Raw genomic sequence first — 291 nt, forward strand, 5'->3', positions numbered from 1 at the left:
CTCGACGAAGAGCTGCGCGTCTTCCTCTATCTGCCTTATGAGCATTCGGAGCATCTCGCCGACCAGCTCAAATCAGTGGACCTCACTACCGCCAAAGCCCAATCTTATCTGAAATATGCGGTCGAGCACCTGGAGATCATTCAGCGCTTCGGCCGCTTTCCGCATCGAAACAGGATGCTTGGCCGCGAGACGACGCCGGAGGAACAGGTGTTCCTCGACGGCGGCGGATTTTCCGGCTGAGCTCAGTGCATCGGAGCGAAAGGTGCGAAGCGGCTTTCGGTTAAATCCAAT

At 56.7% G+C, this 291-nt stretch carries 1 protein-coding gene; it reads left to right on the top strand.

Going from position 1 to position 291, the window contains the following annotated elements:
- Positions 1-240 (top strand): DUF924 family protein (locus AC0L2O_RS36630; RefSeq protein ID WP_473373180.1); only part of this gene is annotated, 240 nt, incomplete at its 5' end.
- Positions 241-291: the final 51 nt, after the last annotated feature.

This window comes from Bradyrhizobium sp. Kon10, from assembly GCF_055807395.1.